The sequence below is a fragment of the Synechococcus sp. R8-2 genome (genome assembly GCF_047461715.1).
In the GTDB taxonomy this organism is placed as follows: Bacteria; Cyanobacteriota; Cyanobacteriia; order Thermostichales; family Thermostichaceae; genus Thermostichus.
On the sequence record NZ_JANSHQ010000290.1, the window covers coordinates 1 to 6,795 of the forward strand.

The 6,795-nt window shown below is 57.7% G+C and carries 8 protein-coding genes and 1 pseudogene; 4 read left to right on the forward strand and 5 right to left on the reverse strand.

The window, feature by feature from the left end:
- From NW819_RS07560 to NW819_RS07570, 3 genes are all read left to right on the forward strand, one after another.
- The coding region (locus NW819_RS07560) for a photosystem I reaction center subunit XI (RefSeq protein ID WP_414413384.1) at nucleotides 1-291 on the forward strand (291 nt) is incomplete at its 5' end.
- Nucleotides 292-329: 38 nt separating this feature from the next.
- A complete protein-coding gene (locus NW819_RS07565; RefSeq protein WP_011433114.1) occupies nucleotides 330-443 on the forward strand; it encodes a photosystem I reaction center subunit VIII in 114 nt (37 codons plus the stop codon).
- 304 nt (nucleotides 444-747) lie between these two features.
- Nucleotides 748-1,023: an ARPP-1 family domain-containing protein gene (locus NW819_RS07570; RefSeq protein WP_414413385.1), complete on the forward strand. Its 276-nt coding sequence runs from the start codon at nucleotides 748-750 to the stop codon at nucleotides 1,021-1,023.
- Nucleotides 1,024-1,106: 83 nt separating this feature from the next.
- Here NW819_RS07570 and NW819_RS07575 read toward each other — a convergent pair whose 3' ends face one another.
- The 5 genes from NW819_RS07575 to NW819_RS07595 form a co-directional block, all read right to left on the reverse strand.
- On the reverse strand, nucleotides 1,107-2,540 hold the full coding sequence (locus NW819_RS07575) for a 1-acyl-sn-glycerol-3-phosphate acyltransferase (RefSeq protein ID WP_414413386.1): 1,434 nt from the start codon (nucleotides 2,538-2,540) through the stop codon (nucleotides 1,107-1,109).
- Nucleotides 2,541-2,874: 334 nt separating this feature from the next.
- Nucleotides 2,875-4,467, reverse strand: a complete 1,593-nt coding sequence (locus tag NW819_RS07580; protein ID WP_414413387.1) for an Hsp70 family protein — start codon at nucleotides 4,465-4,467, stop codon at nucleotides 2,875-2,877.
- Nucleotides 4,467-5,030: a helix-turn-helix domain-containing protein gene (locus NW819_RS07585; RefSeq protein ID WP_414413388.1), complete on the reverse strand. Its 564-nt coding sequence runs from the start codon at nucleotides 5,028-5,030 to the stop codon at nucleotides 4,467-4,469. The genes NW819_RS07580 and NW819_RS07585 overlap by 1 nt, the downstream gene beginning before the upstream one ends.
- Before the next feature lie 48 nt (nucleotides 5,031-5,078).
- Complete coding sequence (locus tag NW819_RS07590; protein WP_414388000.1) at nucleotides 5,079-5,621, reverse strand: hypothetical protein; 543 nt, start codon at nucleotides 5,619-5,621, stop codon at nucleotides 5,079-5,081.
- A 259-nt stretch (nucleotides 5,622-5,880) separates the two neighbouring features.
- Complete coding sequence (locus NW819_RS07595; protein ID WP_011433121.1) at nucleotides 5,881-6,240, reverse strand: hypothetical protein; 360 nt, start codon at nucleotides 6,238-6,240, stop codon at nucleotides 5,881-5,883.
- A gap of 180 nt (nucleotides 6,241-6,420) precedes the next feature.
- On the opposite strand from NW819_RS07595, the pseudogene NW819_RS07600 reads away from it, so the two are divergent.
- Nucleotides 6,421-6,795: pseudogene (locus tag NW819_RS07600) on the forward strand (tryptophan synthase subunit beta); the annotation flags it as partial.

The following is a 6,795-nucleotide window of genomic DNA, read 5'->3' on the forward strand; positions in this document are numbered from 1 at the left end:
GAAATTGTGCTGGGGCCGCTGCGGGATTATCCTGAGGCAGCTAACTTGGGCGGGCTGGTTACGGCGATGGCGATTGTGCTGCTGGGAACCGCCTGCATGTCGGCCTATGGCAGCGTTACCTTCGGAAACAAGCCGGAAACACCGGGGGCCGCTCCTCTGGCTACAGCTCGGGGTTGGGGGGATCTGACGGCAGGATTTTTCTTGGGAGGTATGGGTGGCGTGTTCGCTGCCTATTTCCTGCTGGAGAACTTTGCCGGGATCGACGCCATCTTTCGAGGGCTGGTGAATTAGTTGTCAAGTTTGTCAAGTCACTTGAGAGGAGCAAAATCATGACCGGTTCTTACGCTGCTGCTTATCTTCCTTGGATTTTTATCCCCATTGTTGGTTGGCTGCTTCCTGCGGTAGGCATGGCAGTGCTTTTTTTGTACATTGAGCGGGACTAGTCCCGGAGTGCTTTGATACTCACTAGTGCTGATTAATTTCAATTATTTCAGGCTAGAGATCAACCCCAGATATTGAGGCAGGGATCCCTTTTTTAGGGATCCCTCTCTTTTGGTCAGGATGATTTCCATCCGCGCTACCAGAGTCCCGAAAGGCGAAGGCTGTCCCCTCACCTCTTTTTTTTAGGAAGGGAGCATTTCCAAAGGACTTTAGATTGGAGCAGGATCCGGCGAGCTGATCCCAAGCCAACAAGGGGAAGGGCAGCTTCCGCAACACCCTTGCAACTTCAACGAGAAGGAGGAGTCGATGGCCAGCCTTAACTTTCCAACCCTGCGTATTGGGGATCCCATTCATCCCATTCAAGAGGGCAGTTTCCAGGTTTTCCCTCTCTTTTCTCAGGGGGAGCAGGAAGTTGCCTATCGCCTTCCAGAACTGCAAACCCAGGAAGCAACCATCACCGAGGTGAGCGAGGCCGGAGCAGTACCTCACCTGGTTGTGGAAAACCACAGTGAGTTCCTATTGCTGCTGGGAGTACCGAGCAGAGTCCCAGCGGGGCGACCAAGGCTCAGCTCTGTTCTATGATGGGAAGGTGGTTTATCTTTCAGCAGTCTCTCGGCAGTAGTGCCAGGCTTCTCACCTAAGCTGGTTCCCCCTTTGGGGGATCCCTAGAAATTGGAAGAAAAAGAAAGAAATTGGAAAGAAAAAACATCCTGAGTTAGCTCGGTCACCGCCTGTTTGGCTTCCTGGCGGCCTCGGCAATACCGCTCTAACCGCTCGCTAACGGAGATGGGATCCCCGACGGTCACGTGAACCCCCCGCCAGCCTAGGCGAGGGCGGGCTGGGTAGGATTCCCCTCGAAGGCGGGCCAGCACATCAAATAGAATGAGGGCAGTTTCTGCCAGCCGCTCAAAAGAGGGTTTGCTCAGCAAATACTCTTCCTGGACGGCTACACAGCTTTCCACCAAGCGCATGTGCTGCAGGTAGAGCGTTGCCTGGTGGGCTTTCCAGTCGAGCAACCCCCGCTGCAGGGGAGACAGGGATCCAGGATGCCGCAATTCTTCTCGGTAAATCTGGATCCAGGCGGCTTCTTCAATGCGGCGGCAGCGGCTGTTCCAATCCCCCTGGGGAGATAGGCCAAAGTAGGTCTCTGCGGTTTCCAGGGCTCTGTGGAGCAGCCGCTCCAGGCGAGCGTTAAAGTGGCCAGGGGCTAGCCTCTGCTCTATCCGTGGTTCTTCTTCATCTCTCCCAGAGATGAAGGGAGGTAGGTCGTAGAAAGCTTCCAGTTGTCCCAGGAGATGCTGGGCTAGGCGGCAGATCCGCTGGGTGTAGCGAAGGTTGGGGCTCCTGGAGGATCTTGGCTCTGGCTTCGGAGGCGTCAACCCACTCAGGTGCTCAAGGCGCGCCAGCAGGCGCTCCAGCTTCGTCCAGGAGGGATCCGTGTAGTAGTACCGAATGCCAATGGGCAGCAAAATGACGGTCTCTGAGCGACCAGCTTTGGCCAGGTCCTCGGCGCACCAAAAGCACAGCTGAGCCATTCCCGGTTCCAGGGGATTGATCCGTTCGCTGTGGCCGTTGGTGGCTCCTTCTGGGGCGATTGCAAAGGGAAATTGCCCATCCAGGAGCAGTTGCCGGGCCGCCTTTAGCGCCACCCGATCCACCCTCCGACCGCGGCGTATAGGGATCCCGCCCAGGCGAGACAACAGCCACCCCAGCCATTCCCCTCCCCAGAGGGGCATGCCCCGGTCGTAGAGAAAATGGGCGTGAAGGGGTTCTCGAAGGCGGATCCCTTGTCGACGGGCGGCTTCGGGCACCAGGCGAGATAGAACGTACAGGCCCACCAGCGGGTCATCCACCTCCACATGTCGGAAAGCCAGGACTAGGCGAATTTGACCCTCCTGGAACTGGTGGTAGAGCCGCGCCAAGATCTCCGCCCCTGTGGCCTCGATTTTGGCAATGCCGGAAGGAAGCCAGCGCCGCACCCTCACCCGCAAGAGCAGGGGCAGGATCCCGTGGACGAGCCGTAGCACCCAGGCGCTATAGGCGGGCGGAATAAAGTCGAGGGGAGGACGGGCAAAATGGGGCGGTGGTGACAAGAGCAAGATTTGTTCCCAAGGTAGCTCAAGAGAAGAAGTGTAGTTAAACGCAAATCAGATTCATATCCCATCGCTCAGATTATTCATCAAGTCGCTACAGAGATCACTGGATATGCAGCCATTCTCAATCAATAATCAATATCAACAATATCAATGATTGAGATCCTTCCCCTGAGACCCCACGCCGTCGGCGCAACCGCTCTCTACTCTCCTCAAGCCCCCGACCCCTCTCTCACAAGGGGAGATGAGAGTTGGGAATCGTGGCCATGTCGTGCCCTTTACATTGCTTTCTTTGTCTTCCGTTGCAGTGAAGACGCTCTCTTCTCTCTACTTTCGTCTCTTAACTCAAGGTGGCTACAGGCTGGGCCTCTGCCAAGAGCGCCTGAGTTTGCAGGTCGGTGATGGTGACCAACAAGCGCCGCGAGCTATCAATGGCAAATTCGACGCGAAGGCGATCCTCTCCCACGCGGCCAGGGGGCTGCAAACGGGCCAGACAAACCGGTAAGGACTCCGTCTCGCTGAGGCGAATGGGCAGGGATCCAAGAGGAGCAAGGGATCGGAAATCGGTTTGCCGGGTGAGCTGCCGGCTGCTCATCCGCCCCAGCTCGTCGTAAACCACTTCCGACTGGACTACCTGGGCCACTTCTCCCACCTCTAGGCGAATCTCCGTTTGTCCGTCGTTGGCCACTTGCAGGATCAAGGGCTCAGCCCGTCGGCAGGGATAGGGGCTGCCCTGTTCGAAGAGGGGGTAGTAGATGTAACCTTTTTGCAAGGGATCCCAGAGGCGGAGGGCATAGCTGTGGTGCAGGCGATCCTCCAGCTTCACCTGGCGGCCCACCTGCAGGGCGCCCAGGGCCACAGCATCGAAGGGGCGTTCGCAGCGCACTTTCTTTTTGCCGAAGTAGGAGCGCAGCAGCTCTTGAACTGCTGGCAGTTGGGAGCTGCCTCCTACCAAGAGCACCTGCTCAATTTGGTTCTTGCCCAATCCCCTCGCCTGGGCGGTGAGGAGAACGTCGTCTAGGCACTGGCGGATTTGATCCAAAAGCTGACGAGCTTCCAGGATCTCTTCCAGCTCCTGCCGGCTTAACTTCAACTCATGGGCAGTGAGGGCTTCGTCGTCAAACCAACTGCCCACCGCTTCCATCTGAGTGGAAAGGGCGATCTTGAGCTGTTCCGCCTGCTCCAGGAGGTTGAGCCAGCCCAGAGCTCCAATTTGCTGTCGGCTTAGCCCCAGTTGCTGCAGTAGGTAGTCGGCAATCCAAATGTCGATGTCCACCCCGCCCACATAGGCATCGGCCTTGGCGATCACCTCCGCTTTGAGGACAGGGCTACCCGCTTGGGGAGCGAGGGTGCGCACCAAGCTGAGATCCAAGGTACCGCCGCCGAAATCCACCACCAGCACTAGGGATCCCGGCTGGCCAACCGCATAGCCCAGGGCTGCTGCCGTGGCTTCATCGACAATTTGAACGGGATCCCAGCCACAGGCACTGGCCACTCCCCGCAGCCAATTGAGGTAGCGCTCAAAAGAGCCGACAGGGGCGGTGAACACCAGCTGTTGCGGCTGCAGGTGTTCTTTCGGGACAGCTTCCATCACCGTCTGCAAAAAAGCTTGGGCCACCCTCTCGGCGTCGTAGCGCTCTCCATCTAGAACTCGCGGCGGAGGGACAAACTCCGCCACCAAGTCCCGCTTAAACCCCTGAAACAGCCGTTGCGGATCCACTGCCCCCCACCGACCGGCGCGCACGGTTTCCCCCACCAGGAGCTGGCCTTTTCCCTTCACGTAGACCAAGCTGGGAATAGCCGAGTGGTCTGGGCGAGAGAGGCCGGGAAGAGTGAGGAGACGGGGCACTGCTTGGGCGGGATCCCAAACTGCCACCACCGTGTTGCTGGTGCCAAAATCAATGGCTAGGGTCGCTTTAGGGGCAGGTGCCATCAGCTCAATCCTCCGGGCAGAGAGCGGCTGACTTTGGCCGGGCAAAGGATGTGGTCACCGCGGCGGTAGCCGACAAAGCGAATGTAAACGGGATCCCCCTTTTGAATATCCAGCTGATCCGGTTGATGCAGTTGCGGATCAAAGGGGACGGACTCCAGGGGGTTGCCGATGGGCTCATACCCCCAGCGCTGCAGCAGAGCGTCTAAGGAGCGAAACAGAGCTGTCACGTTTTGGGCCGGCCAATCGGGCTTGCGCTGGGCAATCTGGCGGACAGTGGGGTAGCTGGTGAGCAACGGCTGCAGCAGAGAGAAGAGGACTTCTGAGGAATCGGTGGATTCCATTTTGTCATTCCCGTTGAGGCGCAGCAGGGATCCCAAATCCCACTGCAGGGCGGCAGCCAGCTTTTGGAGCTGCTCCAGGCGCAGGGATCCCCACTTCCCTCGGCGCACCTGATCAAGGGCGCGGCGGCTGATCCCGGCCTGGGCCTGTAAATCCCGCCAAGAAGACAGGCCAACAACCCGCATGCGTTCCTGCAGCCAACTATCCAGCGGTCTCTCGGCCATTGGGTTTTGCCAGGGATCCCTACGATCATGCCCCAACTTGGGTCTAGCTCAGGGATCGGCAAGGCGCAGGGAACGGGCTATAGCTTCCACATCTCGGTCATAGCGCTCGCGCCGGCTGGCCGGGTACACGAACTCAAAGCCAGCTTGCAGCGAAGGGCGGACAACTGTTTTGAGATAGAAAATCCGCTGGCCAAAGGGCTCCGCACCGCTGACACGAACGGGCTCGTAGCCGGAGACCACAAAGAAATCCCGGCCAACAGCTTGGTAAGTAACCCGGCGTTGGTTTTCCCGGCTGCGGCGAAGTTCTTCCTGCAGGGCGCTGGCAGGGGTTTCTTGAAAGATGTTGTACCCACCCCAAACCCGCAGCTCAGCCCCGTCTTGACCGAGAAACACTTGGCCATCGCCGTTGTCCGATTCCCCTTGCGGGATAAAGTCTGCCGGGTAGTCGATGCGGTAGCCGAAACGGGCATTGAGATAGGGCCGGAAACCGGCTTGGGCAACGGGAAGGGCGGGGGCGGGAGCAATGACGGGGATCCCCGCTCCTAGGATCAGTCCGGCAAGCAGACAAGCTAGGCGAGCAGCAGACTTCATGGTTTTGATTGCTCTAATCTGTAGCTATCCTAAGCTCTCTCACCTCCAGCCCCTCTCCTAGGGGGACAGAATTTGGTTTGTCCAAGCTCTTTCCCAAAAGACAAAGGGAATAGGAATCCAAGTTTCACTGCCGTTGAGAATGGGTCGGTTGCGCCGCTTGTATCTGGGTGCCACTTGAAATAGTAGGTATAGCATCTTTTTCGAGAGTTTGAAATAAAATACCGATTTTTGGGCCACTATTTTGTTTTGTCGACCAAGTTTAAGTTTGCCGATCAACATCAGGGTTTTGGCCGGAGCGCAGCCGTTCAATTTCTTCTCTTGCCCGCTGGATAGCGCTGCAATTGTCTACCGCTGCCCAGGTGGAGGCCAGAAACAGTCCGGGTAGGGAAACCTCTCCCTCGTCGTCGCTAAACAACACGCCAAGGAAGAAACACCAGCCCAGAAAAACCATCAAAGCTTTCCACCGCCGCGTGTAGAGGTAGGCTCCGAAGGCAAGCAGAATAGACAGAAGGATCACCATCCCCTCGGACTTTTGAGAAAGGGCATAGGTGCGCCGCACCTCTTCATCTCTGCGCTTTTGATCTTCTTGCTGGAGCAACTCTTGCAGATGCTTGTCCATAAGGCCGCCTCAAAATCGGACGGCCTTATCTTAAAAATCCTGGGAAGACCCTTGTTCAAAACAACTTTTCGGGATCCCACGGCAGAAGAAGAGAGGCGAGACTGGTCATCGCCCCTTCCTTCTGTAGAATGGGAAAGCCTCTCTCTAGTTGCAGGCTACAAGGCCCGGACGGACTCTGCCATGACCTCAGCTTCTTTTGCTTTTTCCCCTCGTGTTTTGGATCCCCTTGACCCGCAGGTGCGTCCGGATCCCCAGGGGCGGTTTGGGCCGTTTGGGGGTCGGTTTGTGCCGGAAACCCTGATGAGCGCCCTAACGGAGCTGGAGGAAGCCTTTGAGCATCACTGGCGGGATCCCGACTTTCGCGCCGAGTTTCACAACCTGTTGCGGGATTTTGTTGGGCGGCCCAGCCCCCTCTACTTTGCCCAGCGGCTAACCGAATACTACGGCGGCCCGCAGATCTACCTCAAACGGGAAGATCTCAACCACACCGGCGCCCACAAGATCAACAACGCCCTTGGCCAAGTGCTGCTGGCGGTGCGCATGGGCAAGCGGCGG

What these genes read in the sequence shown, in the direction of transcription:
- NW819_RS07570 (WP_414413385.1), top strand. Translation starts at nt 748, where the DNA reads ATGGCCAGCCTTAACTTTCCAACCCTGCGTATTGGGGATCCCATTCAT.
- NW819_RS07585 (WP_414413388.1), bottom strand. Translation starts at nt 5,030, where the DNA reads ATGGCCGAGAGACCGCTGGATAGTTGGCTGCAGGAACGCATGCGGGTT.
- NW819_RS07595 (WP_011433121.1), bottom strand. Translation starts at nt 6,240, where the DNA reads ATGGACAAGCATCTGCAAGAGTTGCTCCAGCAAGAAGATCAAAAGCGC.
- NW819_RS07565 (WP_011433114.1), top strand. Translation starts at nt 330, where the DNA reads ATGACCGGTTCTTACGCTGCTGCTTATCTTCCTTGGATTTTTATCCCC.
- NW819_RS07580 (WP_414413387.1), bottom strand. Translation starts at nt 4,467, where the DNA reads ATGGCACCTGCCCCTAAAGCGACCCTAGCCATTGATTTTGGCACCAGC.
- NW819_RS07590 (WP_414388000.1), bottom strand. Translation starts at nt 5,621, where the DNA reads ATGAAGTCTGCTGCTCGCCTAGCTTGTCTGCTTGCCGGACTGATCCTA.